A 2,832-nucleotide genomic window follows, 5' to 3' on the forward strand; every position below is an offset into this window, starting at 1 on the left:
CCGGCTGATACGGGCGTCCGCCTCGGCCTCTGCCTCTGCCTCGGCGTCGGTATCGGCCGCTGCCGCGGAGTCGGCCTCGGCCTCGGGCGAGTCGTGGGTGCCGGGGGCCGGGTCGGTGCTGGTGACGGGTGGTACGGGTGCGCTGGGTGCGCAGGTGGCCCGCTGGCTGGTGGCGAACGGTGCCGAGCATGTGGTGCTGACCAGCCGCCGGGGGCTGGCGGCGCCGGGCGCGGCGGAGCTGCGGGACGAGTTGGTGGCGTCGGGTGCCCGGGTGACGGTCGCGGCGTGTGATGTGGCGGACCGGGAGGCGCTCGCCGAGCTGCTGGCCGGGCTTCCGGCGGAGCTTCCGCTGACCGCCGTCATCCACGCGGCCGGTGTCCTCGACGACGGCGTACTGGACTCGCTCACGCCCGAGCGGTTCGCCCCGGTGCTCAGGGCGAAGGCGGACGCCGCCCGCCATCTGGACGAGTTGACCCGTGACCTGGACCTTTCGGCGTTCGTGCTCTTCTCCTCGATCACCGGGTCGGTGGGCGCGGCCGGGCAGGGCAACTACGCGGCGGCCAACGCCTACCTCGACGCGCTGGCCGAGCGGCGGCGGGCCGAGGGGTTGCCCGCCACCTCGATCGCCTGGGGTCCGTGGGCCGACTCCGGCATGGCCGGTGACGACGCCATGGAGCGGCGCATGCGCCGCGAGGGCATGCCGCCGATGGCGCCCGAGTCCGCCGTCGCCGCGCTGCGGCAGGCGCTGGACCTCGATGACACCGCCGTGACGGTCGCCGACATCGACTGGGAGCACTACGCCCGTACCCTCACCGCCGTACGGCCGAGCCCGCTGATCGCCGACCTGCCGGAGGCCGGACCGCGCGCCGCGACCGGCGCCGACACCGGACAGGTCGTCACCGACGCCGACTCCGCGTCCCCCCTCGGCGCGCGCCTGAGCGGTCTGCCGAGGGCCGAACAGGACCGTGCGCTGCTGGAGCTGGTGCGGGCGCAGGTCGCGTCGGTGCTGGGGCATGACGGGGCCGAGGCGGTCGAGGCGGGGCGGGCGTTCAAGGAGCTGGGCTTCGACTCGCTGGCCGCGATCGAGCTGCGCAACCGGCTGAACGCGGCGACCGGCCTGCGGCTGGCCGCCACGCTCATCTACGACTACCCGAACGCCACCGCCCTCGCCGACCACCTGCGCGCCGAACTGCTGGGCGCCGGGCCCGTGGCCGACCCGACCGGCGCCCCCGTTGCGGCCGTCGATGACGATCCGATCGCGATCGTGTCGATGAGCTGCCGTTTCCCGGGTGGGGTGCGGTCGCCGGAGGAGTTGTGGGAGTTGTTGACGGCGGGTGGGGACGCGATCGCCGCGTTCCCGTCCGACCGTGGCTGGGATCTGGCGGGGTTGTACGACCCCGATCCGGATCGTCAGGGGACGTCGTACGCGCGTGAGGGTGGTTTCCTGTACGACGTCGCGGACTTCGACGCGTCGTTCTTCGGGATCTCGCCGCGTGAGGCGCTGGCGATGGACCCGCAGCAGCGGCTGCTGCTGGAGACCTCGTGGGAGGCGTTCGAGCGCGCGGGCATCGACCCGGCCACCCTGCGTGGCAGCCGTACCGGTGTCTTCGCGGGCACCAACGGCCAGGACTACGCCTCTCTGGTCGCCACCCCGCCCGAGGGCCTGGAGGGCCACCTCGGCACGGGCAACGCGGCGAGCGTGGTGTCGGGACGCGTCGCCTACACCTTCGGTCTCGAGGGCCCGGCGGTCACCGTCGACACGGCGTGCTCGTCGTCGCTGGTGGCCCTGCACATGGCGGTGCAGGCGCTGCGCGCGGGCGAGTGCACGATAGCGCTCGCGGGCGGTGTCACGGTGATGTCCACGCCGGAGGCGTTCGTGGACTTCAGCCGTCAGCGCGGACTCGCGGAGGACGGCCGGATCAAGGCGTTCGCGGCGGGTGCGGATGGCACCGGCTGGGGCGAGGGCGTGGGCATGCTGCTGGTGGAGCGGCTGTCGGACGCGCGGCGCAACGGTCATCCGGTGTTGGCGGTCGTGCGGGGTAGCGCGATCAATCAGGATGGTGCGTCCAACGGTCTGACGGCGCCGAATGGTCCGTCGCAGCAGCGGGTGATCCGGCAGGCGCTGGTCAGTGCGGGGCTGTCCGCCGGTGATGTCGATGTGGTCGAGGCGCACGGTACGGGGACGACGCTGGGTGACCCGATCGAGGCGCAGGCGCTGCTGGCCACGTACGGTCAGGAGCGGGACGGGGATCGGCCGTTGTGGCTGGGGTCCATCAAGTCCAACATCGGTCATACGCAGGCGGCGGCCGGTGTCGCGGGCATCATCAAGATGGTGCTGGCGATGCGGCACGGGGTGTTGCCGCAGACGTTGCATGTGGATGAGCCGTCGCCGCATGTGGACTGGTCGTCGGGTGCGGTCGCGCTGCTGACCGAGCAGGTCGAGTGGCCGGAGACCGGCCGTCCGCGCCGCGCGGGCGTGTCGTCCTTCGGACTCAGCGGCACCAACGCCCACACCATCCTCGAACAGGCCCCGGCCCTCCCCGCCGCCCCGGCCGAGGAGCCCGAACCGCGTGACCTCGCCGCGCTGCCGTGGCTGCTGTCGGCCAAGGACGGGCAGGCGCTGCGCGCCCAGGCCGCACAGCTGGCCACCCATCTGCGCACCCACCCCGAGCTGAGCGCGACCGACCTCGCCTTCTCGCTCGCCACCAGCCGCACCGCGCTGGAACGGCGCGCCGCGCTCGTCACCGCCGACCGTGAGGCGTTCCTCGCGGGCCTGGACGCGCTGGCCACGGGCGAAGACGTGGCCGAGCTGATCGAGGACGCGGCCGGTGA

1 pseudogene is annotated in these 2,832 nt (G+C 73.5%); it reads left to right on the plus strand.

The features are described from left to right. Positions 1-88 precede the first annotated feature (88 nt). Positions 89-2,832, plus strand: a pseudogene (locus tag AXW62_RS08740) (type I polyketide synthase); the annotation flags it as partial.

The organism is Streptomyces hygroscopicus subsp. hygroscopicus, assembly GCF_001553455.1.
Taxonomy (GTDB): domain Bacteria; phylum Actinomycetota; class Actinomycetes; order Streptomycetales; family Streptomycetaceae; genus Streptomyces; species Streptomyces hygroscopicus.